24 protein-coding genes are annotated in these 26,889 nt (G+C 70.4%); 17 read left to right on the top strand and 7 right to left on the bottom strand.

Annotated elements, in window-relative coordinates:
• Positions 1 to 67: 67 nt before the first annotated feature.
• Positions 68 to 1,858, bottom strand: a complete 1,791-nt coding sequence (gene aspS, locus AB0N59_RS01210; RefSeq protein ID WP_363477593.1) for an aspartate--tRNA ligase — start codon at positions 1,856 to 1,858, stop codon at positions 68 to 70.
• 98 nt (positions 1,859 to 1,956) lie between these two features.
• Here aspS and AB0N59_RS01205 point away from each other — a divergent pair, with 98 nt between their 5' ends.
• The gene (locus AB0N59_RS01205; protein ID WP_363477590.1) at positions 1,957 to 2,598 is read left to right on the top strand and encodes a histidine phosphatase family protein; all 642 of its coding nucleotides are present in this window, start codon (positions 1,957 to 1,959) and stop codon (positions 2,596 to 2,598) included.
• An 88-nt stretch (positions 2,599 to 2,686) separates the two neighbouring features.
• Here the strand turns inward: AB0N59_RS01205 and AB0N59_RS01200 are convergent, their stop codons facing one another.
• Positions 2,687 to 3,577, bottom strand: a complete 891-nt coding sequence (locus tag AB0N59_RS01200; protein WP_363477587.1) for an NAD(P)/FAD-dependent oxidoreductase — start codon at positions 3,575 to 3,577, stop codon at positions 2,687 to 2,689.
• A gap of 61 nt (positions 3,578 to 3,638) precedes the next feature.
• Here AB0N59_RS01200 and AB0N59_RS01195 point away from each other — a divergent pair, with 61 nt between their 5' ends.
• The 5 genes from AB0N59_RS01195 to ccsB are packed head-to-tail and all read left to right on the top strand — an operon-like array spanning position 3,639 to position 8,182.
• Positions 3,639 to 4,073 (top strand): MerR family transcriptional regulator, encoded by a 435-nt coding sequence (locus AB0N59_RS01195; RefSeq protein WP_363477584.1) that lies wholly within the window; start codon positions 3,639 to 3,641, stop codon positions 4,071 to 4,073.
• A 23-nt stretch (positions 4,074 to 4,096) separates the two neighbouring features.
• Positions 4,097 to 4,717 carry a TlpA disulfide reductase family protein gene (locus AB0N59_RS01190; protein ID WP_363477581.1) on the top strand — a complete coding sequence of 207 codons (621 nt, stop codon included), beginning with the start codon at positions 4,097 to 4,099 and terminating at the stop codon, positions 4,715 to 4,717.
• Positions 4,714 to 5,460: a cytochrome c biogenesis protein CcdA gene (locus AB0N59_RS01185; RefSeq protein WP_363477578.1), complete on the top strand. Its 747-nt coding sequence runs from the start codon at positions 4,714 to 4,716 to the stop codon at positions 5,458 to 5,460. Before AB0N59_RS01190 ends, AB0N59_RS01185 begins: the two co-directional genes overlap by 4 nt.
• Positions 5,441 to 7,183, top strand: a complete 1,743-nt coding sequence (locus tag AB0N59_RS01180; RefSeq protein WP_363477575.1) for a cytochrome c biogenesis protein ResB — start codon at positions 5,441 to 5,443, stop codon at positions 7,181 to 7,183. Before AB0N59_RS01185 ends, AB0N59_RS01180 begins: the two co-directional genes overlap by 20 nt.
• Positions 7,184 to 7,186: 3 nt before the next feature.
• Entirely contained in the window at positions 7,187 to 8,182 is a 996-nt protein-coding gene (gene ccsB / locus AB0N59_RS01175; protein ID WP_363477572.1) for a c-type cytochrome biogenesis protein CcsB, read from the top strand.
• 170 nt (positions 8,183 to 8,352) lie between these two features.
• Here the strand turns inward: ccsB and AB0N59_RS01170 are convergent, their stop codons facing one another.
• Positions 8,353 to 10,515, bottom strand: coding sequence for a YhgE/Pip domain-containing protein (locus AB0N59_RS01170; RefSeq protein WP_363477569.1), 2,163 nt, complete (start codon positions 10,513 to 10,515; stop codon positions 8,353 to 8,355).
• Positions 10,512 to 13,283: an efflux RND transporter permease subunit gene (locus tag AB0N59_RS01165; RefSeq protein WP_363477566.1), complete on the bottom strand. Its 2,772-nt coding sequence runs from the start codon at positions 13,281 to 13,283 to the stop codon at positions 10,512 to 10,514. Before AB0N59_RS01165 ends, AB0N59_RS01170 begins: the two co-directional genes overlap by 4 nt.
• 103 nt (positions 13,284 to 13,386) lie before the next feature.
• Between AB0N59_RS01165 and AB0N59_RS01160 the strand changes: the two genes are divergently transcribed.
• Positions 13,387 to 13,998: a helix-turn-helix domain-containing protein gene (locus tag AB0N59_RS01160; RefSeq protein WP_363477563.1), complete on the top strand. Its 612-nt coding sequence runs from the start codon at positions 13,387 to 13,389 to the stop codon at positions 13,996 to 13,998.
• Here the strand turns inward: AB0N59_RS01160 and AB0N59_RS01155 are convergent.
• Together AB0N59_RS01155 and AB0N59_RS01150 are read right to left on the bottom strand one after the other, a co-directional pair.
• Positions 13,995 to 14,981, bottom strand: coding sequence for an o-succinylbenzoate synthase (locus AB0N59_RS01155; protein ID WP_363477560.1), 987 nt, complete (start codon positions 14,979 to 14,981; stop codon positions 13,995 to 13,997). The genes AB0N59_RS01160 and AB0N59_RS01155 overlap by 4 nt on opposite strands.
• A gap of 120 nt (positions 14,982 to 15,101) precedes the next feature.
• A complete protein-coding gene (locus AB0N59_RS01150) occupies positions 15,102 to 16,121 on the bottom strand; it encodes a GNAT family N-acetyltransferase (protein ID WP_363477557.1) in 1,020 nt (339 codons plus the stop codon).
• Positions 16,122 to 16,199: 78 nt separating this feature from the next.
• Between AB0N59_RS01150 and AB0N59_RS01145 the strand changes: the two genes are divergently transcribed.
• Both AB0N59_RS01145 and AB0N59_RS01140 read left to right on the top strand, forming a co-directional pair.
• Positions 16,200 to 16,535, top strand: coding sequence for a helix-turn-helix transcriptional regulator (locus AB0N59_RS01145; RefSeq protein ID WP_204975660.1), 336 nt, complete (start codon positions 16,200 to 16,202; stop codon positions 16,533 to 16,535).
• A gap of 1 nt (position 16,536) precedes the next feature.
• On the top strand, positions 16,537 to 17,493 hold the full coding sequence (locus AB0N59_RS01140; protein ID WP_363477553.1) for a permease prefix domain 1-containing protein: 957 nt from the start codon (positions 16,537 to 16,539) through the stop codon (positions 17,491 to 17,493).
• A gap of 62 nt (positions 17,494 to 17,555) precedes the next feature.
• Here AB0N59_RS01140 and AB0N59_RS01135 read toward each other — a convergent pair whose 3' ends face one another.
• Positions 17,556 to 18,254 (bottom strand): peptidylprolyl isomerase, encoded by a 699-nt coding sequence (locus tag AB0N59_RS01135; RefSeq protein WP_363477550.1) that lies wholly within the window; start codon positions 18,252 to 18,254, stop codon positions 17,556 to 17,558.
• Positions 18,255 to 18,298: 44 nt separating this feature from the next.
• Between AB0N59_RS01135 and AB0N59_RS01130 the strand changes: the two genes are divergently transcribed.
• The 8 genes from AB0N59_RS01130 to AB0N59_RS01095 all read left to right on the top strand — a co-directional run bounded on the left by AB0N59_RS01130 (position 18,299) and on the right by AB0N59_RS01095 (position 26,466).
• Complete coding sequence (locus tag AB0N59_RS01130; RefSeq protein WP_363477547.1) at positions 18,299 to 19,210, top strand: 1,4-dihydroxy-2-naphthoyl-CoA synthase; 912 nt, start codon at positions 18,299 to 18,301, stop codon at positions 19,208 to 19,210.
• Between the two features lie 80 nt (positions 19,211 to 19,290).
• Positions 19,291 to 20,415 (top strand): AMP-binding protein, encoded by a 1,125-nt coding sequence (locus AB0N59_RS01125; RefSeq protein WP_363477544.1) that lies wholly within the window; start codon positions 19,291 to 19,293, stop codon positions 20,413 to 20,415.
• A gap of 162 nt (positions 20,416 to 20,577) precedes the next feature.
• Positions 20,578 to 21,369: a class I SAM-dependent methyltransferase gene (locus AB0N59_RS01120; RefSeq protein ID WP_363477541.1), complete on the top strand. Its 792-nt coding sequence runs from the start codon at positions 20,578 to 20,580 to the stop codon at positions 21,367 to 21,369.
• A 72-nt stretch (positions 21,370 to 21,441) separates the two neighbouring features.
• Positions 21,442 to 22,659: a histidine kinase gene (locus tag AB0N59_RS01115; protein WP_363477538.1), complete on the top strand. Its 1,218-nt coding sequence runs from the start codon at positions 21,442 to 21,444 to the stop codon at positions 22,657 to 22,659.
• 28 nt (positions 22,660 to 22,687) lie between these two features.
• Positions 22,688 to 23,323: a response regulator transcription factor gene (locus AB0N59_RS01110; protein ID WP_363477536.1), complete on the top strand. Its 636-nt coding sequence runs from the start codon at positions 22,688 to 22,690 to the stop codon at positions 23,321 to 23,323.
• Positions 23,324 to 23,426: 103 nt separating this feature from the next.
• Positions 23,427 to 24,188, top strand: coding sequence for an ABC transporter ATP-binding protein (locus tag AB0N59_RS01105; protein WP_363477533.1), 762 nt, complete (start codon positions 23,427 to 23,429; stop codon positions 24,186 to 24,188).
• Positions 24,185 to 25,654 (top strand): ABC transporter permease, encoded by a 1,470-nt coding sequence (locus AB0N59_RS01100; protein ID WP_363477530.1) that lies wholly within the window; start codon positions 24,185 to 24,187, stop codon positions 25,652 to 25,654. Before AB0N59_RS01105 ends, AB0N59_RS01100 begins: the two co-directional genes overlap by 4 nt.
• A gap of 134 nt (positions 25,655 to 25,788) precedes the next feature.
• Positions 25,789 to 26,466, top strand: coding sequence for a 2-phosphosulfolactate phosphatase (locus AB0N59_RS01095; protein ID WP_363477527.1), 678 nt, complete (start codon positions 25,789 to 25,791; stop codon positions 26,464 to 26,466).
• Positions 26,467 to 26,889: the final 423 nt, after the last annotated feature.

The following is a 26,889-nucleotide window of genomic DNA, read 5'->3' as shown; positions in this document are numbered from 1 at the left end:
ACGCAGGCACCCCGTGCTGCAGTTGCCTGCAGCACGGGGTGCCGGTGATGCGTCGCCGAGACGGTGGTCAGGCCGAGGCGACCTCATCGTCTTCGGGCTGCGCGTCGACGCCGGCCTCTGCGCGCTGCTCGGGCGTGATCGCCGCGGGCGCCTCGGTCAGCGGGTCGAAGCCGCCGCCCGACTTCGGGAAGGCGATGACCTCGCGGATCGACTCCGTCTTCGTCAGGTGCTGCATGACACGGTCCATGCCGAGCGCGATTCCGCCGTGCGGGGGAGCCCCGAACTTGAACGCCTCGAGCAGGAAGCCGAACTTCTCATCGGCCTGCTCTTCGGTGATGCCCATCACGTTGAACACGCGCTTCTGCACGTCTTCGCGGTGGATGCGGATCGAGCCGCCGCCCAGCTCCGAGCCGTTGCAGACGATGTCGTACGCGTAGGCGAGCGCAGAGCCGGGGTCGGTGTCGAAGGTGTCGGCGAACTCGGGCTTGGGGCCGGTGAACGCGTGGTGCACCGCCGTCCAGGCGCCCGATCCCACCGCGACATCACCCGAGGCGACAGCGTCGCCGGCGGGCTCGAACATCGGGGCGTCGACGACCCAGGTGAAGGCGAACACATTCGGGTCGAGCAGTTCGAGGCGGCGTCCGATCTCGACGCGGGCGGCGCCGAGCAGCGCGCGGCTCGCCTTGGTCTCACCTGCGGCGAAGAAGGCGCAGTCGCCCGGCTTCGCTCCCACGAGCTCGGCGAGGCCGGCCTGCTCTGCCTCCGACAGGTTCTTGGCGACCGGGCCGCCGAGCGTTCCGTCTTCGTTGAAGAGCACGTATGCGAGTCCGCGGGCGCCGCGCTGCTTGGCCCAGTCCTGCCAGGCATCCAGCGTCTTGCGCGGCTGCGAGGCGCCGCCGGGCATCAGCACGGCACCGACGTACTCCGACTGGAACACCCGGAACGGCGTGTTCACGAAGTACTCGGTCGCCTCGACCAGCTCGAGACCGAAACGGAGGTCGGGCTTGTCGGAGCCGTACTTCGCCATGGCGTCGGCGTAGGTCATGCGCGGCAGCGGGGTCTGCACGTCGACGTCGATGGTCTTCCACATCGCGACGATGAGCGACTCCATCATCTCGATGACGTCCTCCTGCTCGACGAACGACATCTCGATGTCGAGCTGGGTGAACTCGGGCTGACGGTCGGCGCGGAAGTCCTCATCGCGGTAGCAGCGGGCGATCTGGAAGTACTTCTCGACACCGCCCACCATCAGCAGCTGCTTGAACAGCTGCGGAGACTGCGGAAGCGCGTACCAGCTGCCCGGATGCAGGCGCGCCGGCACGAGGAAGTCGCGGGCGCCCTCGGGCGTCGAACGCGTCAGCGTCGGCGTCTCGACCTCGACGAAGTCGCGCTCGTGCAGCTCGTCGCGGATCGCCTTGTACACGTCGGAGCGCAGGCGCATCGCGGCAGCCGGGTTCGGACGACGCAGGTCGAGGTAGCGGTGCTTCAGACGCACCTCCTCGCCGATCGGGTCGGACTCGGCCAGGCCGCTCGAGACCTGAAAGGGGAGAGGTGCCGACTCGTTGAGCACGACGACGTCGGCCGCGATCAGCTCGATCTCGCCGGTGGGCAGGTTCGGGTTCTCGTTGCCCTCGGGGCGGCGCGAGACCTCACCGGTCACCTGCAGCACGAACTCCGAGCGCAGCGGGTGGGCCACCTCCTCGTCGCGGATGACGACCTGCGCGATGCCCGACGCATCGCGAAGATCGATGAACGCGACGCCTCCGTGATCGCGGCGACGATCGACCCAGCCCGAGAGGGTGACGGTCTGACCGATGTGCTCGGCTCGCAGTGAGCCTGCCGTGTGTGTGCGAAGCACGGAGATTCCTTCTGATCGGGGAAAGACGAACCCGCCCAGTCTACGTGGCGCCCCTGATCGCCGATCCGCGTGCCGTCGGCCCGCGATACGGTGGGCGGGTGACGGCACGACGACTCCATCTGGTGCGCCATGGCGAGGTGCACAACCCCGCGCGTGTGCTCTACGGGCGCCTCCCCGACTATCACCTGAGCGAGGCCGGGCGCCGGATGGCGCGCGATGCCGCCGAGCACCTGGCATCCGCAGGCCGGCCGGTGAGCGAGCTGCGGTGCTCGCCGCTCGAGCGCACGCAGGAATCGGCCGAGCCGTTCACCGAGCGGTTCGGACTCGACGCCACCCACGATGTGCGCATCATCGAACCCGCGAACGTGTTCGAGGGCCAGCGGATGTCGCGCGCACTGCGCAACCCCTTCAACTGGCGCCACCTGCGTCGGCCGTCGGTGCCCAGCTGGGGTGAGCCGTACACGTCGATCGCGACGCGCATGCGCGCCGCGATGGACGAGGCCTGGGATACCGCGCTGCGCGCCCCAGAGGTGCACGACGGAGACATCGTGTTCGTCTCGCACCAGGCGCCGATCTGGATCACGCACCTCTCGATCGCGGGCATCACCCTGCAGCACGATCCGCGCACCCGGCGCTGCGCGCTCTCGAGCATCACCTCGTTCGAGCGCGTCGGCGACGTGTGGCGCGAGGTCGAGTACGTCGAGCCGGCGGACAAGGGCGTCGACCTCGGCGCGGTCTGACCCGCTCGCGACCGCCTTCGAATCGCTCAACTGGCAGTTCTGCTGGCCCTGAGACCGCCATTCGCGCGATCCGAACGCAAGCGCCGGCTCACGCCATCACGAGCTCCTGCACGATTCCGATGGCGGCGAGCTGGCCGGCCGCGGCGGCGAGAGTGACGGCCGCCATGACGCCGGGCACGCTCGCCCGATGTGCGAGGTCACCTGCCGCGGAGACGCCGGCGAGCGAGGTGCGCCCCATCTCGTCGATCTCGATCGCGCCGCTGGGCAGCATCCGCAGGCCGAGCTGGTCGGCGAAGGGCGCACGCTGGCGCATGGCGGCGTTGGTCACGAAGATCCCGTCGACGCGGATCGCCTCGCCCGCCGAGACCCTCACGCCCTCGCCGTCGGGTGCGACCGATGTCACCGGCGCGCGGTGCACGACCGCGCCCAGCGACTCCAGCGCGGCCCGGCGGTCGTCATCCAGCGCGCCATCATCGAAGACGACGATCGAGACGCCGATGGGGCGCAGCATCCGCACCACGTGCTCTGCGCGCTCCGCTCCCAGCACCCCGACCGTGCGGCCCGCGAACTCGTGTCCGTCGCAGAAGGGGCAGTTGAAGGCGCGCACACCCCACAGCTCCGCCAGACCGGGAACATCCGGCAGATCGTCTCTCATCCCCGTCGCCAGCATCACCCGCGGCGCGTGCTCGACCGTGCCGTCCTCGAACCGCACGGCGAAGCCGCCGTCGGCGGGCGATACCTCGCCGACTCTTCCCTGGCGGAGCTCGATGGTGTCGTACCGCTGCAGCTGAGCCCTCGCGGTCGCGCGGAAGTCGACCGGTGCCGTGCCGTCATTGGTCACCACGTTGTGCATGTGCAGCACGGTTCCGTTGCGGTACTCGCCCGAGTCGACGACGAGGGCCGAGCGGTGCATCCGCCCCAGAGTCAGGGCCGCCTGCAGCCCGGCCGGTCCCGCCCCGATGATGATGACATCGCTCATGTGCGTCCTCCTGAATGGTCTCGATCTTGCGGTCGCAGCCAGTCTGTGACTTCATGTCAACATGAAGTCAAATGCCGAACGCCCCTTCTCGGTGGGCGAGGTCGCCGAGCGATTCTCGCTGCCCACCAACGTGCTGCGCCACTGGGAGTCGGTCGGCCTGCTCTCCCCGGCCCGAGACAGCTCCGACCGACGCCGCTACAGCCGCGACGACGCCGTGCGTGTGGCCGTCATCCTGCGCAGCAAGGCTGCGGGCATGAGCCTCGATCAGATCGCTCACCTGCTCGAACGCGACATGGCCGGCAGGCATCGCGTGCTGCAGACGCACATCGACGACCTCGACCGCCGCATGGAGGAGATGCGGCGCTCGAAGGCGATGGCCGAGCATGCGCTGAGATGCTCGGCACACGACATCTCCACCTGCCCGCGCTTCCGCGCCGAGCTGTCGGATCTGCTCGCCGAGTTCCCCGAGGGTCGCGACGGCTCAGAGCGCGCATAGGATCCGCGCGTACGATTCCCAGCGTGTCCGTGCCTGCTCGTTCCCTTCGCGGCGCCTGGCGCATCGGCGCCGCAGCGCTCGCCGCGACTCTCGCCATCGGCTTGAGCGCCTGCGCTCCCGACCCCATGGTCGAGGCGTACAAGAACGGCGATCAGAAGGCGTACACCGCCGCTGACTTCCGCGTCGACTCGATCCCGGCGGGCGACCGCGCAGAGCCGGTCGACTTCGGCGGCACGACCGAAGACGGCGAGAAGTTCTCGAGCGATGACATCCGCGGCGAGGTCGCGGTCGTCAACTTCTGGTACGCCGGCTGCGGTCCCTGCCGCGCCGAGGCGAAAGACCTCGAGGCCACGTGGCAGAAGCACCAGGCAGACGGCGTGCAGTTCATCGGCGTGAACATCTACGACCAGGCCGACACCGCCAAGTCGTTCGCGAAGACCTACGGCATCACCTACCCGAGCCTCATGGACGCCACCTCCGGCGACGCCAAGCTCGCCTTCGCCCGGGTGACCCCGATCCAGGCGCCGCCGACCACCCTGGTGATCGACCGGAAGGGCCGGGTCGCGGCCCGCATCATCGGCCCGATCGACGGCACCTCGATCCTGTCCACCCTCATCAAGGACGCGCTCAAGGAGAAGGCGTGAGCCCGGATGCCGTGATCGGGGCCGGCGCGCTCTGGATCGCCATCCCGCTGGCCCTGCTCGCAGGCCTCGTGTCGTTCCTGTCTCCGTGCATCCTGCCGCTCGTGCCCGGCTACCTCGGGTTCATCGGGGGAGCGGCCGGCGCCACCGCCTCACCGGAACGCGCGCGACGCGGCCGGATGCTGCTCGGCGTGCTGCTGTTCATCGCCGGCTTCACGGTGGTGTTCGTCGCCTACACGGTGATCGGCGGTGCGGCATCCACCTTCTTCCTCGAGTGGGGCGATCTGATCACCCGCGTCCTCGGTGCCGTTGTCGTGCTGATGGGGCTGATCTTCCTCGGTCTGTTCGGGTTCGCGCAGCGTCAGTACAAGATGCAGGTCGACTCGGCCACCGGCCTCATCGGCGCGCCGCTGCTGGGCTTCACGCTCGCGATCGGCTGGGCGCCCTGCACGGGCCCCACGCTCGGCGCCATCATCAGCGTCGGCTGGACCCTCGGTGATCCGTGGCGCGCCGGGCTGCTCGGCGTCGCCTACTCGCTCGGCCTCGGCATCCCGTTCCTGCTCGTCGCCCTCGGCTTCGGGTGGGCGACCGGCGCCACCGCTTTCCTGCGCCGCCACATCCGCACCGTCAACATCATCGGCGGCGCGCTGCTGATCCTGCTCGGCGTGCTGATGATCACCGGCGTGTGGACCCAGATCATGTCTCGACTCACGGCGGTGATGAGCAGTGTCATCCTCCCCCTCTGACCCCTCCGACCGCGTCGACGGCTCGGCAGCGGCATCCGACCCGCTGCGTCCGGCCGACCACATCGACTCGGCACCTTCCGACGACAATGAGATCAACCAGCCGAAGCTCGGGTTCGTCGGCTGGCTGCGCTGGGGCTGGCGTCAGCTGACCTCGATGCGCGTCGCGCTCGTGCTGCTGCTGATCCTCGCCATCGCCGCCATCCCCGGATCGGTCTTCCCGCAGCGCACCGCCGACCCCAACGGCGTCGTGCAGTACAAGCAGAACAACCCCGACATCTTCCCCGCGCTCGACGCGATGCGCATGTTCGACGTGTACTCGTCGCCGTGGTTCTCGGCCATCTACCTGCTGCTGTTCATCTCGCTGATCGGCTGCATCATCCCGCGCATCAAGCACCACGCCAAGGCGCTGCGCGCCCAGCCCCCGCGCACTCCCGCACGGCTCGGGCGTCTCGAGAACCACCGGTCGGTCGTCCGGGATGCCGGCGGCGCCGCCACCGCGACAGACGCGGCCGCCTCGATCGACATCGCCGAGAAGCAGCTGAAGTCGCTCGGCTACCGCGTCGCCCGCTACGACCGCGGCAGGTCGTGGTCGGTGTCGGCCGAGCGTGGCTACTGGCGCGAGACGGGCAACCTGCTCTTCCACATCGCGCTCGTCGGCGTGCTGATCACGGTCGGCGTCGGCGGCGGCTTCGCCTACACGGGCCAGCGCGTGGTGATCGAGGGCGCCAGCTACGTCAACACCCTGATCGACTACAACTCGATCAACCGCGGGCGCTTCGTCGCCGACGACTCGTTCCAGCCCTACGCGCTGACCCTCGACTCGTTCGACGTCACCTACGAGGACTTCGGCACGCCCGGTGCCGGCCAGGCCGGCAACTTCGCCGCCAACCTCACGGTGCGGAACGTCGACGGCTCGAAGAGCAAGGGCACCGTGCGGGTGAACCACCCGCTGCACGTCGGCGGCGACAGCATCTACCTGCTCGGCAACGGGTACGCGCCCACCATCACCGTGCGCAACGCCGAGGGCGAGAAGGTCTTCAGCGGGCCCGTCGAGTTCCTGCCGCAGGACAGCGCGATGACCTCGCTCGGCGTCGTGAAGGTCACCGACGGCATGCCCGAGCAGCTCGGCATGATCGGGTTCCTCTACCCGACTCCGCTGAAGATGAAGAGCGGCGCGTACACCTCGGTGCACGGCGCGCTCAACCTCCCCCTGCTCACCCTCGACGTGTACCAGGGCGACCTCGGCGTCGACGGCGGCAAGCCCGTCTCGGTGTTCGAGCTCAACACCGACGGCCTCGAGAAGCTCAACGGCCGCACGACCGACGAGAAGTCGATCGAGCTGCAGCCCGGCGAGACCGCCGACCTGCCCGACGGCCTCGGCACGGTCACGTTCGAGAACGTGTCGCCGAAGGGCGCGAAAGACACGCTGCAGTCGGTCAAGCGCTACGTCTCGCTGCAGATCCACCACGACGCCTCGGCGCCCTGGGTGCTGGCGTTCGCACTGCTCGCCCTGGGCGGCCTCGGCCTCGCCCTGTTCGTTCCGCGTCGGCGCATGTGGGTCAAGGCCACAGCATCCGACGACGGAGTCCACCTCGAGTACGCCGGCCTCGCGCGCGGCGACGATCCGACCCTCGCCGCCGCCGTTGACGACCTCGTCCGCGGACACGGGCGGCTTCTCGACGCGGCCGCGCCCGACAGCGCGACCTCCGCACAGGGAGACTGACACATGCCCGACCTCGATTCCATCTCGATCCTGACGCTGTGGACGGCCATCGCCGTCTACGCCGGCTCGTTCATCGCCTACGCCTTCGACCTGGCACGTCGCTCCTCGGCGACGGCCGCCGCCGTCGAGACTCCGGCTCTGGTCACCGCAGGACGTTCGGATGCCCGTGGTGCCGCGTCAGCGGCATCCGGAACCGGCGCAGCAGCCGCAGACGCGGGCAAGAGCGGAAAGCCGCGGTACATCTTCGCCCGCATCGGCACCGCGCTGGCGATCCTCGGGTGGCTGTTCCACCTCACCTCGACCCTGACCCGCGGTTTCGCGGCCGGACGCGTGCCGTGGGCGAACCTGTACGAGTTCGCGATGATCGGCACGCTGCTGATCATGGCCGTGTACCTGGTCATGCTCACCCGCATCGATCTGCGTTACCTGGGCACGTTCATCTCGGGCCTGGTCGTCGTGCTGCTGGGTGCCGCTGCCGCCAACTTCTACGTCGAGGTCACCCCGCTCGTCGATCCGCTGAAGTCGGTGTGGCTGGTGATCCACGTGTTCGTGGCGTCGCTGTCGACCGCGCTGCTGGCCCTGGCGTTCGCGCTGTCGGTCATGCAGCTGATGCAGTCGCGCCGTGAGCGCCGCGTTGCCGAGGGCGATGAGAACGCCGGCCCCGGCTTCCTGCGCACCCTGCCGAACACTGTGCGCCTCGAGAACCTGGCGTACCACTTCACGGTCGTCGGCTTCATCTTCTGGACCTTCACGCTGATCGCCGGTGCCATCTGGGCGCAGGACGCGTGGGGCCGCTACTGGGGCTTCGACGTGAAGGAGACCTGGACCTTCATCATCTGGGTGCTCTACGCCGGATACATCCACGCCCGCGCGACGCGTGGCTGGCGCGGCAACCCGTCGGCATGGCTGTCGGTCGTCGGCTTCACCGCGGTGATCTTCAACTTCGCGATCGTCAACGTCTTCTTCAAGGGTCTGCACGCGTACTCCGGCCTGAGCTGAGGCCGCTTCCCGGGGTCGGGGTTCTCGGGCACAGGCTGGTTCGCGAGGACAGGACGGATTCTCGTGAAGGGGCCTGTTCCCGTCGATCGTCCTGTTCTCGGGTGCGTGTGTCGTCGGCTCAGTCGCGCCCCGGGCATCCGGAACCCCGTCCCGGACGCCCGATCCGGATGCTAGGCCGCGGCCAGCACGGCCTTGGACGACGTCGTCCGGCGGGTCGCCACGGCCAGTGTCGCGGCTCCCAGTGAGAGCACCGCCCAGACGACCAGGCCGGCGAAGGCCGCGCCGCTGGGGGCGATGAGTCCGCTGAGCGCGGGCGCGGTCGGCATCGCCGCGCCGAGTGCCGCAAGCCACGACGGCACGGTCGAGATCAGACTCGTCGCCAGGGCCACGACCCCCACCAGCGCGCTCACCCATCGCCCGATGCCTCCGAGCACCGCCACGAGAGCCTGGTTGATCGCGGCGAACGCGACGCCGGCCACGACTGCGAATCCGGCGAAGCCCCACCACTGGGCCGCGTCGTACTGGGCCACGATCTGCACGACCAGCGCGACCAGCAGACCCTGCGCAGCCCCGAGGCCGGCAGCCGGCCAGAACCCGCGCAGCACCATCCCGATCGACGAGCGACGTGAGGTGAGCGTGCTGCCCGGCACAGCGCGCAGCACGATGAACGACGCCAGCGCGCCGAACCACAGCACGACGGCAGACAGCAGCGGGACCGTGGTCGGACCGAACATGTCGTCGGAGTCCGAGGTCGATGCCACGGGGTCGGCGATCACCGACGCGAGCGAGGTCGACTGCTCGTCGTCGAACGACGGCAGCGAGGTCGATGCGGTGTGCAGGCCCTCGGCGAGATCGCCGGTTCCGGATGCCAGCTCGTCGAGTCCGTCCGACAGCTCGCCCGCACCGTCGCCGAGAGCGGTGATGCCATCACCGAGCTGCGAGGCGCCGTCTGCGATGCCAGAGGCGCCGTCCGCGAGGCCCGTGGCGCCGTCGCCGAGCTTCGACGCACCCGTGCCGACATCCACCATGCCGCCCGAGAGCTGACGCGCGCCGTCGGCCGATGTGTCGATGCCGTCGGCGATCTGCCCCACACCGCCGCCGAGCGCGAGAGCCGCGTCGCCGGCGCTCTTGAGGGGTGCGGCGAGCTGCTGGGGAAGGCCCTTCACGTTCTCGGCGACGGGCGTCATGTAGCCCGAGACCGTGCCCGCGTCAGTCGCGGCCTGCTTCGCGGACTCGACCGCCGCACCGGCGTCACCTGCCGCTGCGGCCAGGCGCCCGCAGAAGTCTGCGCCCGATGCGGCCGGATCGCACTCGGCTGCCAGAGCACCGAGGCTCTGGGCGACGCCGCCGATCCTGGTGACCGCGTCGACCGACGAGGATGCTGCCGTCGCGGCCTTGCCGGCGACGAGCTGCAGCGTCTGCACCAGGGTGTTCACCTCGCTGTCGGGAGCCGTGATGGCCGCCGCACCGCCGACCAGACCCTGGCCGAGCTGGGTCGCACCGGCTCCGGCCTCCCTGGTCTTGGTGGCGATCGTGTCGAGCCCCGTGCCCAGTGAGACCGCTCCGCTGGCGATCTGGTTCGCTCCGCCGGCCAGTTGATCCGCGCCCGCACCGAGCTGTGCGGCGCCGTCCGAGAGCTGGCCCGAGCCGTCGGCGAGCTTGCGGGCGCCGTCGGCGAGCTGGTCTGCCCCGTCGGGGATCTCAGCCGCACCGTCGGCGGCCGAGCGGGCGCCATCGGCGAGCTTGTCGGCTCCGTCAGCGGCGTCGCCTATCTGGTCGCCGATCGTCTTGAACCCGACCAGCACGTTGCCGACCGTCGCCTCGCTGATCATCGTCCCCATCGTCGATGCGGCGACCGATGCGATCTGCTGACTGATCAGTCCGTCGGCGACCCGGCCGTCGGGTGCGGTGGTCACGCTGATCTCGGCCTGCTCGGCGGTGGACTCGCCGTCCTGCAGCGCCGTGCCGGCAGAGGTGGCGTCTGCCGAGAACGACCGGGGGATCGTCACGATGGCCTGGTACCGGCCCTCGGCCAGGCCCTCCGAGGCGTCGTCCTCGTTCGAGATCACCCACGTGAGGTTCGAGTCGAGCTCATCCGATCCCTCGACGAGCCCGGCCGCGAGCTGCCGTCCGAGAGGGGTGTACTGCCCGTCGATCGTGACGGGCTTGTCGAGGTTGACGACCGCGGCCGTCATCTCGTCGAGCCGGTCGGTCGGGTCCTGAAGCGCCGCGACGAGGATGCCGCCGATCAGGGCCGGCAGCAGCAGCACCCCGATGAGCGTCAGCCAGGTGATGGGCCGGCGCGAGCGTGCGCGTTCGATGGGGAGCGTCATGCGGTCACCTCGGTCGAGTCGGAGGTCGGGAGTTCGGCGCTGTCGTGCAGGTCGGTGACGGATGCCGGGGTGCGGCCCGCATCGAGCAGCAGGTGCTGCGCGGCATCCGGATCGGGAGTCGTGAGCACTACCGCGAGGTCGTCGCCCGCGTCACGCAGGCGTGCGGCGAGCTGGTCCCGGTCGGAGGCGGAGAGGCGATCGACTCCATCGAGGATCACGAGTGCGGGCTGACCGCGCAGTGCCTCGGAGAGCTGAGCGGCGGCATCCGGCTGATCGAGCAGCACCACGCCGACGTGGGCGCGCACCCACGCCGCCCGGCCTGGCAGCAGATGGCCGCTGACGCGCAGCCTGCCGGCATCCGGTTTCACCCGCCCGGCCAGAACGAGCGCCAGCGTGCGCAGGGCGCTGGCGCCGGCGCCGGTCACGACCAGCGACGCACCGGGGGCGAGCCGCAGGTGCGCACCGTCGATTCCGGCTGCATCGACGACGAGGTCGTCGGCGGCCACGACGCTGCCGTCACCCGGCCACGCGTCGAGCGCACGCTCGCGCTCGACCGCCTCGCCCTCGATGTCGACGTGGGGGAGGGCGCGCTGCATCCAGCGGGGGATCTGCCAGGCGCGCTCGCCGAGGATCGCCATGACCGCGGGGATCAGCGTCATGCGCACGAGGAACGCGTCGATCGCGATGCCCGCGGCGAGTCCGAGCGCGATGGGCTTGAGCGACGAGTCGCCCTCGGGAACGAACGCGACGAACACGGCGAACATGATGAGCGCCGCGGCCGTGACGACGCGAGCGGTGCCCGAGAAACCGGAGCGCACCGCCTCGACGGCCTCTGCGCGCCCGGATCCGCGGGCATGCACGAAGTCCTCGCGCATGCGTGAGACGAGGAAGACCTGATAGTCCATCGCGAGGCCGAAGAGCACGCCCATGAGCACGATCGGCATGAAGCTGATGATCGGTCCGGTGCGCGCCACGTGCAGGGCGTCGGCGAACCAGCCCCACTCGAACACCGCGGCGACGACGCCGAACGCGGCGACGATCGACAGCAGGTATCCGATCGCCGCGGTGACCGGCACCCAGATCGAGCGGAACACGATCGCGAGCAGGATGAGCGACAGGCCGATCACGAAGATGCCGAACGGCAGCAGCGCGGCGCCGAGCTGGTCGGAGATGTCGATCGCGACGGCGGTGAAGCCCGTGACCTTCAGGTCGATGCCGTACTCGTCGAGCCATCCGTCGTGGTGCGAGCGCAGTTCGCGCACGAGGTCGCTGGTCGCCGGGTCGTCGGGCGCGGTCTCGGGGATGATCTGCACGATGCCCGTGTCGGCGGTCTCATTGGGAGTGGCGAGGGCCACTTCGCGCACGCCGGGCAGCTTCTCGACCTCGTCACCGAGGTCCTGCATGAGGTTCAGCGGGTCGGTGGAGGTGACGATCGTGCCGGTGAGGATCAGCGGGCCGTTGAAGCCGGGGCCGAACTCGTCGGCGGTGAGGTCGTAGCTGACGCGCGCCTCGGATCCCTTCGGGAGCACACCCGCGTTGGGCAGCGCGAGGTTGAGGCTGAGCGCGGGGATCGCGACGATGCCGAGTCCGACGATGACCGCGGTGGCGACGATGACCGGGCGCTTCGTGATCGTGTCGACCCAGCGCCGCGAGAACGTGCGGCGCGTCGCGGCGTCGCGGGCCGTGCCTTCTCGCCCCTGCTGGTCGTCGTCGCCGGCGGCCGAAGCGGAACGCGCGCGCCGGGGTCGGCCGGCGACGCGGCCCTTCAGGAACCCGAGCAGCGCGGGGGTGAGGGTCACCGAGATGGCGACGGCGATCGCGACCGCGACCGAGGCGGCGATCCCCATCGTGGTCAGGAACGGGATGCCCGCGAACCCGAGTCCGATCAGGGCGATCAGCACCGTGATGCCGGCGAAGACCACAGCCGACCCGGCCGTGCCGACCGCGCGCGCAGCGGACTCCTCGGGGTCGATGCCGTCGCGCACCTGATCCTGGTGCCTGGCGACGATGAACAGCGCGTAGTCGATGCCGACTGCGAGTCCGAGCATGAGCGCGAGCAGAGGAGTGGTCGAAGACACGGTGGCGAAGGCGGTGGCGGCGAAGATGCCGGCCATCGAGATGCCCACGCCGAGCACCGCGGTGAGCAGCGGCAGCCCCGCGACGACGAACGAGCGGAAGGTGACGATCAGCACGAGCAGCGCGATGAGCAGGCCGATCGCCTCGGTGATCGTGACCGTGGGGATGGAGGTCGCGAAGAGGTCGCCGCCGAGAGCGGCTTGCGAGCCGTCGGGCAGCGCGGCTGCGAGCTCGTCGACCTCGCTCTGCAGGTCTTCCTTCACACTCGCCGGCACATCGGTCGACTGGCCTTCGAACTGCAGGCGCACGATGGCTGCGGTCTTCTCGGCGTTGACCATGCCCGTGATGTTCTCGTCGTACGGCGAGGTGACCGCGAGCACGCCGTCGAAGCGCTCGAGGCTGTCGACGGCGTCTTCGATATCGTCGCGGTAGGCGGCGTCGGTGATGTCATCGCCGTCTGCCGCGACCACGATGAACTGCGCGTTCGTGCCGCTGACCTGCGGGAAGGTCCGCGAGAGCTGCTCGAGGCCCGCCTGCGACTCGGTGCCGGGGATCGAGAAGGTGTTGTCGGTTCCCGCGCCGAGCGCGACAGCGCCGCCGCCGGCGACGCCCAGCACGATGAGCCAGGCGACGAGCACGCGCCACGGATGCCGGAACGACCAGCGCCCGAGCGTGGAGAGAAGGGTGGACACGCGGCCTCCGCAGAATCTCGATACACAGATGTATTGAATACGTACATGTATCGTAAGGGCATCGGGAAGCCGGATGCTGTGCACCCGATGTGAAGGAGAAGCGATGACCGCGACACGCAGCCGCGAGAACACGCGCGCCCGCCTTCTCGAGGCGGCCCAGCAGGTGTTCGCCGAGGTCGGCCTCGAGGGCGCGACCGTCGAGGCGGTGTGCGAGCGCGCCGGTTTCACGCGCGGCGCCTTCTACTCGAACTTCGAGTCGAAGGACGAGCTGTTCCTCACGCTCGCGGCCTCGGTCGGCGAGACCCGGCTGCAGGCGGTGCGTGAACGCGTCGCGATGCTCGTCGGCGAGAACACGCTCGACGAGTGCGACCCGGCCGACCTCGTGCAGCAGATCATGGACTCGGGCGCAGACGACCGCGTCGGCGTCATGATGATGAGCGAGATCCGCATCCGCGCCCTGCGAGACCCTGCGTTCGGCGCCGCCTACCTCGCGCAGGAGGACGAGATGGTGCGCAGCATCGCCGCCATCATCCAGGAGATCATCGACGCCGGTCAGATCGCACTGCGCATCAGCGCCGACGAGGCCGCCCGGCTGCTCATGATCGTGTGGGAGGGCATGACCGTGCGCGGCGCGATAGGCGGTCGGGACTCGGTCAGCCTGCGCCGCGCGGGCAGCGATGCGCTCGGCCGCATGGTCGAGCTGATGCGGAGCTAGACCGCGTCTCCTGCGCTGACCAGTGCGTGACAGCGCTCGAGGCGTTCGAGCCACCAGGTGCGCCGGTCGGCAGGAGCCTCGAGGCGCGCCAGCGCGGTGGCATCCGGAACGACCCGCGAGGCCGACACCGACCCGCCGACCGGCCGGGCGTCGGCGACATCGTCGGCGAACAGCGAGGCGGTGCCCAGCCCGCAGTCGTAGTCGAGCGTCGGGAGGGATGTCGCGAGTGCGGCGCCCTGCGACAGGCCGACCGCCGTGTCGAGCGCGCTCGAGACCACGGCGGGCAGGCCGGCCTCGGCGACGATGCCGAGCGCTCGCCGGATGCCGCCGAGCGGCTGCGCCTTGATGACGATGAGATCCGCGGCGCCGGCACGGGCGACGGCCAGCGGATCCTCGGCCTTGCGCACGCTCTCGTCGGCCGCGATCGGGATGCCCATGTGTCTGACGCGCGTGCGAAGCTCAGCGAGCTCGGCGACGGTCGGGCAGGGCTGCTCGGCGTATTCGAGGTCGAACTCGGCGAGGGCGTGGATCGCGTGCTCGGCCTCGTCGACGTTCCAGCCGGCGTTCGCGTCGATGCGGATCCGGCCTTCGGGTCCCATGTGCTCGCGTACCGCGCGGACGCGCGCGATGTCGTCGGCCAGCACCTGGCCGCGCTCGGCCACCTTGACCTTGGCCGTGCGGCATCCGTCGAATCGGGCGAGCACACCGGCCACGGCTTCGGCCGCAACCGCCGGCACCGTGGCGTTCACTCGGATGCGGTCGCGCAGGGGCGCGGGCTGCTCGTTCCAGGCGAAGTCGATGGCCGCGGCCAGCCAGGTCGCGGCCTCGGCGTCTTCGTATTCGACGAACGGCGAGAACTCCGCCCACCCCTGCGGGCCCTCGAACAGCAGCGCTTCGCGCATATCGACCCCGCGGAAGCGGGTGTTCATGGGCAGGGCGACCACGCGAGCCGTGGCGAGCAGGTCGGCGAGGGGCGGCGTCATGCGTCCATCATGCCCGCGGCGTGGTCATAACTCCGGAGATCCGCGACGAGAACGGCGGTTCCGGCCGCCTCTGGCGCGCACTGGCCCGACTTCTCCGGAGTTGTGTGCGCAGCGACCGCGTCAGCCGAGCCGCTTCTGCAGCTCGCCGAGTCTGCCGGTGGCCTCGAACCCGAGCCGGGTGTTGACGGCGAGCATGTGCTCGTTCGACTCGGCGTTGTAGGTGTAGATGCGCGGGGTATCGGGAGAGTGCCGCTGCAGCATCCGCAGGTTCTCGAGCTTGACGCGCAGGCCGAGCCGGTGCCCTCGGTCTTCTCGCCGTACCAGGGTGCCCCACTGATAGGCGTTGCCGTCGTCGCCCGAGACCACGATCTGCGTGTATGCCGCGATGCGGCCATCGGGTGCGAGCGCCACGGTGCCGAACGATGTGCGCCCCTGAGCCGCCTGCATCGCCTCGTCGGCGCGATAGTCGTCGACGTCGGCCGATGCGGCCTCGATGTCGAGCTCGCCGGTCGGCGCCTCGGTGTCGAGTATCGCGTCGAGAGCCGCCCACTCCGCGACGAACTCGTCGGGCACCGGGCCGATCCAGCTGCGGATGTCGTATCCGCGCGCAGGAGCCTGGGCCGACAGCGCGTCGATCACGGCCGGGTCCACGGGCAGGGTGAGACGGTTCTGCAGGTCGCCGAGCGCGAGCGTGTATCCGTGGGTGCGGGCGAACTCGATTCCGGGCTCGCCCGTGCCGTCTTCGGGTGCGGATGCGGGCCATGCGGTCTCGGCGCGCAGTGTCGTGCGTCCGGATGCCGCGGCCTCGGCTTCGATGTGCGCGAGCAGTGCCGTGCCGACGCCCTGGCGGCGGTGCGCCGGCGGGACGGTGACGCCGAGGGCGGCCGAATGCAGATTGTCTTTGAGGGGAAGCGCGAGGGATCCGCCGCCGACCACCGAGCCGTCGCGGACGGCGACGTAGGTGCGGCGCTCGGTGGTGGCCGAGCGCTGCTGCATCTCGGCGCGGCTCTCCTCTAGCGTCCAGATGAGCGCGTTCTCGCCCATGTCGGCGCGCTTCGCCTCGGCGTACGCCTGCCACCACAGGTCGTGCTCAGCGGTGTCGAAAGGGTCGACGCGGCGGATCTGCACGGAGGAGGTCATCGCCCCAGACTAGGGGCGACCGGACGCACGGCAATGCGCCATTGACAATAGTGTGTGTCACACAATATAGTGACGGGTATGGACGAGACAGAGTTCGACGGACACCTGCAGGAGCTGCGGCGCGGCACGATCGTGCTCGCCAGCCTGCAGCTGCTGCGCACACCCGGCTACGGGTACGGGCTGCTCGAGCAGCTGGCATCCGCCGGATTTCCGACGGACGCGAACACGCTCTACCCGCTGCTGCGCCGGCTCGAGAAGCAGGGCTATCTCGAGAGCGAGTGGAACACCGACGAGGCGAGACCCCGCAAGTTCTACCGCACCTCCGAGGCGGGCATCCGCCTCGCCACCACCTTGACTCAGGAGGTCGCCGCCATCGCCGCCGCGACCGCCGCGCTCCGCGAAGAGGAGAATTGACATGACCGCCACACTGACCGATCGCTACATCACGGCGACCGTGCGGAGCCTGCCCGAGGCGCTGCAGACCGAGGTGCGAGACGAGCTCCGGGCCTCGATCGCGGATGCCGTCGACGCCCGCACCGAGAACGGCGAATCGCGCGAACATGCCGAGCGCGCGGTGCTGACCGAGCTCGGCGACCCCGGCGTGCTCGCCGCGGGCTACGCCGACCGGCCGCTGCACCTGATCGGGCCGAAGTACTACCTCACCTGGTGGCGCCTGCTGAAGATCCTGCTCGCCGTCGTGCCGGCGTGCGCGATCGGCGGCGTCGCGATCGCGCAGGCGCTGAGCGGTGCGAGCATCGGAGTGGTCATCGGCGAGTCGATCGCCGTCGGGCTGTCGGTGATCGTGCACGTGTCGTTCTGGACGACCATGGTCTTCTTCGTCCTCGAGCGCACCGGCGCCGATACCGGCACGCGGTGGAGCGTCGACCAGCTGCCCGAGGAGTCGCACTCGGGCACGGCCCGCGCCGACCTCATCGCCTCTCTGGTGATGCTCGCGCTGTTCACGGGTCTTCTGCTGTGGGACCAGCTGCGGGGCTGGGTGCGCTCCGACGATGCGCCGATGTCGATCCTCAACCCCGACCTGTGGCCGTGGGGGATCGGAGCGCTCATCGCGCTGCTGGTCGTCGAGGCGGGCCTCGCCTTCGCCGTGTTCGCCCGCGGTCGATGGACGATGACCCTCGCGTGGATCAACGCCGCCATCGCGGTGTGCGTGATGAGCCTCGGGCTCACAGCCCTCGGCCGCGGCGTGCTGTTCAACCCGCGCTTCGTCGACGAGGTGTTCGTCGCCAACGGCGTCGGCAGCGACGCGGTCACCGTGCTGGCCGTGCTGAGCGGCATCGCGATCGTCGGCATCACGGTCGGCGACATGGTCGACGGCTGGCGCAAGGCCGCCCGGTCGCGCCTCGCCGCCTGACCTCCGAACGCCGGCACCCCCGCTCCGCGGCAGGGAGCGGGGGTGTCGGCAGTGCGAGAGGGTCAGCCCTTCGTGACGCTCTCGATCATGACCGGGGTCTTCGGAGCCCCGTCGGGGCCGCCGCTCTCAGTGCCGGCTGCCGCGACATCGGCGACGATCGCGGTCGACTTCTCATCGAGGTGACCGAACACGGTGTAGTTCGGCGGCAGCTGGCTGTCGGCGTAGACGACGAAGAACTGCGAGCCGTTGGTGTCGGGCCCGGCGTTCGCCATCGCGAGCGTGCCGGCCTCGTAGGTCTCGGAGCCGTCGAGCTCGTCGGCGAACGAGTACCCGGGGCCGCCCGATCCGGTGGCGCTCGGGTCGCCGCACTGCAGCACGAAGATGCCGTCGGTGGTGAGCCGGTGGCAGGTGGTGCCGTCGAAGTAGCCCTGCTCGGCGAGCGAGAGGAAGCTGTTCACGGTGCACGGCGTCTTGGCAGCGTCGAGCGTCATCTTCAGGGCGCCGACGCCCGTGGTGACGGTGACGGGAACCTCGGCGGTCTCGACGGGCTCCTCAGCGGGCGCATCGACCTTCTTCTCCGACGGGCGACCGTCGGCCGGGTACGAGCAGGTTCCGGATGCCTCGCTCGCCGTCGACGACGGCGCAGGCGCCGATGAGCCCGGCTCTGCGGCATCCGGAGCCGAGGCGCAGCCCGTCAGGGTGAGTGCGGCAGCGGCGGTGAGGGCGAGCAGGGAGCGGCGGAGGCGGGGTGAGAGAAGCACGCCACGATCGTACGCGAGCACGGTCGCGGAATAGGCTGAGAGCCGTGACCGCTGATTTCGTCTCCGACATCTTCGACCCGTCCGAGTGGACCCTCGCGCCCGGCGCCGAGGACTACACCGACGTCACCGCGCATGTGTCGCGAGACGGCGGTGTCGCCCGCATCGCGTTCGACCGCCCCGAGGTGCGCAACGCCTTCCGCCCGCACACGGTCGACGAGCTGTACCGGGCGCTCGACATCGCCCGTCAGGACCCGCGCATCGGCGCTGTCCTGCTCACCGGCAACGGGCCGAGCCCGAAGGACGGCGGCTGGGCGTTCTGCTCGGGCGGCGACCAGCGCATCCGCGGCCGTGACGGCTACAAGTACAGCGAGTCGACGACCGAGGTGCACGACACGGCCCGCGCGGGCCGGCTGCACATCCTCGAGGTGCAGCGCCTGATCCGGTTCATGTCCAAGGTCGTCATCGCGGTCGTTCCCGGATGGGCGGCCGGCGGCGGGCACTCGCTGCATGTCGTGTGCGATCTGACGATCGCGAGTGCCGAGCACGGCCGGTTCAAGCAGACGGATGCCGACGTCGGCAGCTTCGACGCGGGCTACGGCTCTGCGTACATGGCCCGCCAGACGGGGCAGAAGATCGCCCGCGAGGTGTTCTTCCTCGCCGAGGAGTACTCGGCTCAGCGCGCGTACGAGATGGGTGCCGTCAACCGCGTCGTGCCGCATGCGGAGCTCGAGCGCGAGGCGCTGGCGATGGCGCGGACCGTCTTGACGAAGTCGCCCACCGCCATCCGCATGCTGAAGTTCGCCTTCAACGCCGTCGATGACGGCATGGTCGGCCAGCAGGTGTTCGCCGGAGAGGCCACCCGGCTCGCCTACGGCACGGATGAGGCCGTCGAGGGCCGCGACTCGTTCCTGCAGAAGCGCGACCCCGACTGGTCGCCGTTCCCGTACCACTTCTGATCGATGCTGCCCGCTGAGTCTGTGACGTGGTGGCCTCGGCGTGCCGTTCGAGTCGCGACCCGGTGCGGGGAGGCGGGGTCGTGAGGCTGCATCCGATCGACGGCGGCGATGCCGCCGCGGTCCGGGATGCCCTTCCCGCTGCCCTCGACGGCACCCGGCCGCTCGCGCTGGGCTTCGACCCTGCACCCGGCGATGTCGTGCCCGACGGCACGGCCGTGGTCATCGCGACCTCCGGATCGAGCGGCATCCCGAAGCGCGTCGTGCTCAGCGCCGCGGCCCTGCGGTCGAGCGCGGCGGCGACAGCCGCGCGGATCGGCTCCGGGCAGTGGATGCTGGCCCTGCCCGCCGCGTACATCGCCGGAGTCCAGGTGCTCGGGCGCTCGCTTCTCGCCGGCCACGAGCCGGTGCTGCTCGGCGGGCGGTTCACTGCGGACGCCTTCGTGCGGGCTACCGCAGCGCTGCGTGCGGACACCCACCGGTTCACGTCATTCGTGCCCGCGCAGCTGGCCACCCTGCTCGATGCGGCGGAGTCGCGGGCGGATGTGCGCGACGCCCTGACCTCGTACCGGGCGATCCTCGTCGGCGGCCAGGCGCTGCCCCCGTCGCTGCGCGAGCGCGCGGAGGAGCTGGGTGCGCACATCGTGCGCACCTACGGATCGAGTGAGACCGCTGGCGGATGCGTGTACGACGGCATCCCGCTCGAGGGAGTGCACCTGGCGGAGATCGACGGCGAGGTGCGCATCAGCGGACCGATGCTCGCCGACGGCTACCTCGGCGACCCCGCGCTCACCGCGCAGGTCTTCCATACCCGAGACGACGGCAGCCGGTGGTATCGCACGGGCGACGCCGGCACGATCGCCCCCGACGGGCGCCTCGCCATCACCGGCCGCATCGACAACGTGATCGTCTCGGGTGGCATCAACGTGTCGCTCGATCGGGTCGAGCGGGTGGTGCGCAGCATCCCCGGCCTGGAGCAGGCCGTGGTCGTCGGCATGCGCGACGACCGCTGGGGCGAGGCATCCGTCATCTTCCTCGCGACCGGCATAGGCGATGCCGAGGCGATGTTCGAAGAGGCCCGGGCGCTGGTCGCCGCCGAGATCGGTCCGCACGCGCGTCCCGCGCAGCTCGAGGTCGTTCCCGAGCTGCCCACCCTGGCATCCGGGAAACCAGACCGAGAGACACTGCGGCGCATGGCCCGCGACTGAGTTCCGCCCGCCGGCGTCGCAACTCCGCCAGCAGGCGTCACAACTCCGGAGAAGCACGCCGGATCGGGCGCGCAACGGGGGTTTCGGGCCGATCGCCCCTCGGATCTCCGGAGTTGCGTCGCACGGCGCGAGCGACCGCCGCCGCTGCGGCAGACTGTGCGCATGGCCGTCTACACCCACGGGCACCACGACTCGGTGCTGCGCTCTCATAACACCCGCACCGTCGACAACTCGGCCGCCTACCTTGCGCCGCACCTCTCGCCGGATGCCCATCTGCTCGACGTAGGGGCTGGACCCGGCACGATCACCGTCGACTTCGCGAGCCGGGTCGGCCGCGTCACCGCGACCGAGATCTCCGACGAGGCCCTCAGCCTCTCGCGTGTGCTCGCGACCGAGCGAGGCATCTCGAGCATCGACTTCTCGGTCGAAGACGTGCACGCACTGGGCTTCGCCGACGACACCTTCGACATCGTGCACACGCACCAGGTGCTGCAGCATGTCGGCGATCCGGTGCAGGCGCTGCGCGAGATGCGCCGAGTCGCGAAGCCGGGCGGTGTCGTCGCCGCCCGCGATGCCGACTACGCCGGATTCATCTGGTTTCCGCTTCTGCCCGAGCTCGATGAATGGCTGCGACTGTACCGCGAGGCCGCGCGGCTGAACGGCGGAGAACCCGACGCCGGACGCCGCCTGCTGCAGTGGGCGCGGGCGGCAGGCTTCACCGACATCACCGCGACCGCCTCGACCTGGTGCTACGCCACCCCTGCCGAGCGTGAGTGGTGGGGAGGGATGTGGGCCGATCGCATCCTGCAGTCCGCGCTCGCGGTGCAGCTCGAGCGCGAGGGGCTCGCGACCCGCGCGCAGCTGCAGCAGATCAGCGATGCCTGGCGCGCCTGGGCATCCGACGGCGACGGCTGGTATCTCGTCCCCCACGGCGAGATCATCTGCCGCGCCTGACACCGGCCTGATCCGCCCGCATACAGCTCCAGACGGACGCGCGGGCCCCGCCGGCTCCCGTAGCGTGAAGGGGTGATCCGCCGCATCCCCGCACCCTGGCTCGTGCTCGACATCATCGGTGCCGTCTTCGGGCTTCTGATCACCGTTCCGCTCTCGATGAGCTTCAGCTCCGGCCAGCTGAGCTTCTGGCTGCCCGACATCTCGGCGACCACCGTGCTCGTCGTCGCCTCGCTGCTGATCTGGGGGGCCGCGGCGATCAGCCGGCTCTCGCCCCCGATCGCCCTGATCCTCGCCTGGACCGGTGCGCTTCTGCAGATGGGTGGCGGTCTGCCGCCGCTTCCGATCGACGTCGCCATCTTCGGGGTGCTGTTCGCGACATCGGCGTGGGGCACGAAGCGGATGCTGTGGCTCGGCGGCGCCTCGGCCGTGGGCGGCGGCGTGCTGGGCGGCCTGTACATCGGCCTGCTGCAGTACGACGTCAACGCCGTGGCGGCTCCCGCCCCCATCGAGATGCGGCTCGTGCTGCTCAGCGTCACGATGGGTCTCACCATCGTGCTGTCGCTCGCGATGGCGTGGGGAGCCGGTCTGCTCTGGCGGGTGGTGCGGCAGAGCCGGGCCAACCGCGAGGCGCAGCTGCGCGCCGAGACGATGGCGGCTGAAGAGCAGGAGCGCGTGCGCATCGCCCGCGACATGCACGACATCGTCGCGCATTCCCTCGCGGTCGTCATCGCGCAGTCCGACGGCGCCCGCTACGCCGCGGCGGCGCGACCCGAGCTCGCGCAGGAGGCGCTGGTGACGATCGCGCAGACCGCTCGATCGGCGCTGTCCGATGTGCGGATGCTGCTGACCCAGCTGCGTCATCGCCAGGGTGACGGCCCGCAGCCCACGCTGGCCGACCTCGAGGCGCTGTTCTCGCAGGTGCGCCAGGCGGGCGTCGAGCCACGCGTCACGGTCGACCCGATGCCGCAGGCCGACCCGCCGGGGGCCATTCAGCTCGCCGTCTACCGCATCCTGCAGGAGGCGCTCACCAACGCCATCCGTCACGGTGAGGGCGACGTCGACGTGCACCTGTCGTGGTGGGTGGAGCGTGTCGACATCACGGTGCGCAACCGGGTCGCGTCGCCCGCCGCCGTGCCGGCCCTTGGTGCGCAGCCAATCCTGCACGGCGGGCACGGGCTCATCGGAATGCGCGAGCGTGCGCAGCTGGTCGGCGGATCGCTCACGGTGCAACATGAGCCGCATTGGTTCACCGTGCGCGCTACGCTTCCGATCGGCCCCTCGGCGAACTGAGCGGACCGAAGACGACCAGGAGGTCAGGATGATCAGGGTCGTGCTCGTCGACGACCAGTCGCTGTTCCGAGCGGGTGTGCGGATGCTCGTCTCGTCGCAGCCGGACATGGATGTCGTCGGTGAAGCCGGCGACGGCAGGGAGGCCCTGGAGGTCATCGGCCTCACGCGTCCCGACGTCGTGCTGATGGACATCCGGATGCCCGTCATGGACGGCCTCACCGCGACCGCCGAGGTGCTCGCACAGCCCGACCCGCCCCGGGTCGTCATGCTCACGACCTTCGACCTCGATGAGGCCGCGGCGCGGGCTATCCAGCAGGGCGCCAGCGGCTTCCTGCTGAAGGACGCCGATCCCGAGTTCCTGCTCGCCGCGATCCGCACGGTCGACTCCGGGTCGAGCGTGATCGCAGCATCGGCCACCCGCGAGCTGTTCGCGCACTTCACCGCCGAGACCAAGCCGGTGCCGGCGGAGTACGCCGACCTCACCGATCGCGAGCGGGAGATCTTCGCGCTCGCCGCCCGGGGGCTGTCGAACAGCGAGATCGCGGCGCGCGAGTTCCTCAGCGAGGCGACCGTGAAGACGCACATCAGCCGCATTCTCACGAAGCTGCGCCTGCGCGACCGCGTGCAGCTGGTCGTCTTCGCCTTCGAGCACGGCCTGGCCTGATCTTCGTACGCCGGGCGGCTTCCCGAGATCATCCTCGCGATGTAGACGGATGCCATCCCCGGGCCGATGTGCGGGCACCTGCGCCGGAAATAGCGTCGACGTCATGGAGATCACGACCTCGGACCTCGGCCTCGCCGCACGTGTCCAGCACCTCACCAAGACCTACGGAGCCGGCGCCGCCGGCGTCCGCGCCCTCGACGACGTCAGCGTCAGCATCCGCCGCGGCCAGTTCACTGCGATCATGGGGCCATCGGGTTCGGGCAAGTCGACGCTCATGCACATCATGGCGGGCCTCGACGCCCCCACCGAGGGGCGTGCGTGGATCGGCGACACCGAGATCACCGGCCTCGGAGACCTCGAGATGACCATCCTGCGCCGGCGCCGCGTCGGATTCATCTTCCAGGCGTTCAACCTCGTGCCCACTCTCGACGCGATCGGCAACATCCTGCTGCCGTTCGAGCTCGACGGACGCCAGCCGACGGCCATCGAACGTGCACGCATCGACTCGCTCGTCGAGCGCCTGGGTCTGGCATCCCGCCTCACCCACCGTCCGCACGAGCTCTCGGGCGGGCAGCAGCAGCGCGTCGCCATCGCCCGCGCACTGGCCACGGCGCCCGATCTGGTGTTCGCCGACGAGCCGACCGGCAACCTGGACTCCCGCAGCGGCCGTGAGGTCCTCGAGCTGCTCGCCACCGCGAGCCGGGAACACGGACAGTCGATCGCGATGGTCACCCACGATGCGATCGCCGCGAGCCACGCCGACCGCGTGCTGTTCCTCGGCGACGGCCGCATCACCGCAGACCACCCCAAGCAGAGCGCCGAGCAGATCGCCGCGCACATGCTCGCCGCAGAGGTGGCGGCATGAGCGCGCCGGCCGCGACGCTCTCGCGCGTCGAGCTGAGCCGTCCTCGGGCCGCGCGGCTCGGCTGGCTGCGCGAGCGGGGGATGGGGGCGAGCGTTCTCGTCTCGGCGCTCGCCGCCGCGTTCGGGGTGATCCTCGTCGAGGTGACGGCGTACATCGGTGGCATGCTGCAGTCCGACCCGTTCATCGGCGACAGCGAGATGCTCGCTCTCGTCGTGATGATCCTCTCGGTGCTGCTGGTCGCCGTCGCGATGTACGTCGCGGCGATCGTCACGGCGAACACGTTCTCGACGATCATCGCCGGGCGCACGAGGCGCATCGCGCTGATGCGCCTGATCGGGGCGTCCGCCCGGTCGCAGCGGGCGGAGGTGACGAGTCAGGGCCTGGTCGTCGGCATGATCGGTGCGAGTATCGGCCTGTTCGCGGGGCTCGGCTTCGCCGCGGTCGGGATGCTGGTGGGCGAGGCGCTGCTGGGGCGGACGCCCGAGACCTTCACGCTCGTGCAGCCGGGCGTGCTGTTCCCCGTCGTGGGCGTCGCTCTGACGACCTGGCTGGCGGCGTGGATCGGCTCGCGCCGCGTGCTCGCGGTCACCCCGCTGCAGGCACTGGGCGGATCGGTCGAGCGCACGCACGATGACGAGGCAGGTCGGCGCGGCAAGCACATCGGCGCGCTCGTGCTCATCGTCGTCGGCGTCGCGCTGCTCGTCGCGGGAGTGATGCTGGGGCTGATCAGCCCGATCGGCGTGGTCGTCGCCTTCTTCGGCGGACTCTTCTCGTTCACCGGTCTCGCCACCGCGTCGCCGCTGTTCATGCCGCCGGTGCTGCGCCTGGTCGGGCGGCTCTTCGGACGCGGCGCGACCGCGCGCCTCGCCGCCGAGAACGCGCTGCGCTACCCCGAGCGTTCGAGCCGCATGGCGATCGGCGTCGTGATGGGCGTCGCCCTCGTGACCATGTTCGCTGTCGCGATGGAGTCGGCGAAGGCCCTGATGATGCGGCAGAGCGAGGGCGAGTTCGTCGACGACTTCTTCGCCCCCATGGACGCCTTCGCGAGCATCATGATGGTGCTGGTCGCCGTGTCGGCCGTGATCGCCGCGGTGGGTCTGGTCAACCTGCTGACCATCGGCGTCGTGCAGCGCCGCCGCGAGCTCGGTCTGCTGCGCGCGATCGGTCTGACCTCGGCGCAGGTGCGCCGCATGGTGCTGCTCGAGGCGGTGCACATCACGGTCGCCGCGACTCTGACCGGTCTCGTGCTCGGCATCGCCTACGGGTGGATCGCGGCGCAGTCGCTGCTCGGATCGGTGCCCGTGCTGCCCGACTTCGAGCCCGCAGGTCTCGTGTACCCGGCGGTGCCGTGGATGCCGGTGGTCGCGATCGTCGCGGCGACTGCTCTGCTCACCGTGGTCGCTGCGGTGACCCCCACGCGTCTCGCGACGCGCGTGGCCCCGGTCGAGGCGCTCGCCGCCGATTGACCCCGGCGCTGCTGCTCGGTGTCGCAGAGGGGGCGCCGCATCGCCCAGGCCCCGCGCTGTCCACATCGACAGCACGGGGTCTCGGCGATGCTCGGGGTCGCGGTGGGCGCGCGAGGCGGGAATATGCTGGTCGGATGCCTTCGCCGTTCGACCAGTCCTCGTATCAGGTGCGCTTCGAATGGGGCACGCAGGGTCTGGCTCGCCTGGCGCCCGCCGACATCATCGTCGCCGTCGACGTGCTGCGGTTCTCGTCGACCGTGGCCGACGCGGTGGCGGCAGACCAGCGCATCCCGCTCGAATCGGCGGTGCTGTGGTCGACGAACGGCGCCGCGGTTGCTGCCGCAGCCTCGTCATCCGCTGTCGAGCGCGCTCCCTCGACCGTGCTGATCGGCGGCATCCGCAATGCCGCGGCCGTCGCGCGCGCAGTCATGACTCTGCAGGAGCGACAGGGCACGCGCGCCTCGGTCTCGATCATCGCCGCGGGCGAGCTCGGGCCCACCGGCGAGCTGCGCTTCGCTGTCGAGGATCAGCTGGGCGCCGGCGCCATCATCGACGCGCTGTGCGATCTCGGCATCGATCACTCCTCGCCCGAGGCGGCAGCGGCAGCAGAGGCCTTCCGTGCTCTGCGCCCGGGACTCCGCCACATGCTCATCGGCAGCGGCTCGGGTCGCGAGCTCGTCGGGGGCGTAGCGTCGACCGCCCGTATGGAGGCCGCCGGCGTGCGGCCCTCGACGACCGCCGAGGCGGCAGAGCTCGACGCCGTCGACGTCGTTCCCGAACTGCGCCTGGGCGTCTTCGAGCGCTTCAGCTGACCTTCGCACGTCGGAAGCCTCGGACGGTCCGGTGCGAGTGCGGCGTGTCGCGAGCGCGGCGCGCCGTGGGCATCCGGTTTGGTCTGGTGTTTCCGGCGGGGGCATCCGGATGCCGGGGGTCTCGGACGCTCCGGTGCGAGCGCGGCGTGTCGCGAGCGCGGCGCGCCGTGGGCATCCGGTTTGGTCTGGTGTTTCCGGCGGGGGCATCCGGATGCGGGGACTCTCGGACGCTTCGGTGCGGCTGCGGCGTGTCTGGGGGCGCCGCGCCGTGCCCGTCCTGTTTGGTCTGGTGTTTCCGGCGGGGGCATCCGGATGCGGGGACTCTCGTACGCTTCGGTGCGGCTGCGGCGTGTCTGGGGGTGGCGCGCCGTGGGCATCCGGTTTCGTCTGGCGTTTCCGGCGCGGTGCGCCTCGGAAGCAGAC

It is taken from the genome of Microbacterium sp. NPDC089321 (genome assembly GCF_040684935.1).
Lineage (GTDB): Bacteria > Actinomycetota > Actinomycetes > Actinomycetales > Microbacteriaceae > Microbacterium.
This window is presented reverse-complemented; position numbering and strand designations above follow the sequence as displayed.

Coding starts and splice junctions, on each gene's coding strand:
- AB0N59_RS01155 (WP_363477560.1), bottom strand. CDS start 14,981: ATGACGCCGCCCCTCGCCGACCTGCTCGCCACGGCTCGCGTGGTCGCC.
- AB0N59_RS01195 (WP_363477584.1), top strand. CDS start 3,639: ATGAAGTCAAATGCCGAACGCCCCTTCTCGGTGGGCGAGGTCGCCGAG.
- AB0N59_RS01200 (WP_363477587.1), bottom strand. CDS start 3,577: ATGAGCGATGTCATCATCATCGGGGCGGGACCGGCCGGGCTGCAGGCG.
- AB0N59_RS01110 (WP_363477536.1), top strand. CDS start 22,688: ATGATCAGGGTCGTGCTCGTCGACGACCAGTCGCTGTTCCGAGCGGGT.
- AB0N59_RS01170 (WP_363477569.1), bottom strand. CDS start 10,515: ATGACGCTCCCCATCGAACGCGCACGCTCGCGCCGGCCCATCACCTGG.
- AB0N59_RS01105 (WP_363477533.1), top strand. CDS start 23,427: ATGGAGATCACGACCTCGGACCTCGGCCTCGCCGCACGTGTCCAGCAC.
- AB0N59_RS01140 (WP_363477553.1), top strand. CDS start 16,537: ATGACCGCCACACTGACCGATCGCTACATCACGGCGACCGTGCGGAGC.
- AB0N59_RS01160 (WP_363477563.1), top strand. CDS start 13,387: ATGACCGCGACACGCAGCCGCGAGAACACGCGCGCCCGCCTTCTCGAG.
- AB0N59_RS01120 (WP_363477541.1), top strand. CDS start 20,578: ATGGCCGTCTACACCCACGGGCACCACGACTCGGTGCTGCGCTCTCAT.
- AB0N59_RS01145 (WP_204975660.1), top strand. CDS start 16,200: ATGGACGAGACAGAGTTCGACGGACACCTGCAGGAGCTGCGGCGCGGC.
- AB0N59_RS01095 (WP_363477527.1), top strand. CDS start 25,789: ATGCCTTCGCCGTTCGACCAGTCCTCGTATCAGGTGCGCTTCGAATGG.
- AB0N59_RS01100 (WP_363477530.1), top strand. CDS start 24,185: ATGAGCGCGCCGGCCGCGACGCTCTCGCGCGTCGAGCTGAGCCGTCCT.
- ccsB (WP_363477572.1), top strand. CDS start 7,187: ATGCCCGACCTCGATTCCATCTCGATCCTGACGCTGTGGACGGCCATC.
- AB0N59_RS01150 (WP_363477557.1), bottom strand. CDS start 16,121: ATGACCTCCTCCGTGCAGATCCGCCGCGTCGACCCTTTCGACACCGCT.